The 341-nt window shown below is 56.3% G+C and carries 1 protein-coding gene; it reads left to right on the top strand.

Annotated features, from left to right (window positions below):
* A partial coding sequence (gene mobV, locus DW173_RS23685; protein ID WP_199722867.1) for a MobV family relaxase occupies window positions 1-341 on the top strand: 341 nt, incomplete at both ends.

Below are 341 nucleotides of genomic sequence, written 5' to 3'. Positions count from 1 at the left end.
GCACATATCGAGCGTTTCATCATACCGAAGAACGCCGACCCCACACGCACGTACTTAAACCGCAGGCTCATCGACTACCCCGACGGGGTGAAAGACCGTTCGGCGGCTATACAGCGGAGATTGGAAGAAGCGGGGCTGACACGCAAAATCGGAAGCAACCAAGTACGGGCTATCCGCATCAACGTATCGGGAACGCACGAGGACATGAAGCGGATAAAGGAAGAGGGACGTTTGGACGAGTGGTGCGCCGACAATCTGAAATACTTCGCCGACACGTTCGGAAAGGAGAACATCGTGGCGGCTCACCTGCACAGGGACGAGGAAACGCCGCACATACACGT

Origin of the sequence: Bacteroides sp. AM16-13 (genome assembly GCF_003602705.1) — a bacterium.
GTDB classification, from domain to species: domain Bacteria; phylum Bacteroidota; class Bacteroidia; order Bacteroidales; family Bacteroidaceae; genus Bacteroides; species Bacteroides xylanisolvens.
Note: the sequence above shows the minus strand (reverse complement) of the source record. Positions and strands in the feature narration are given on the sequence as shown.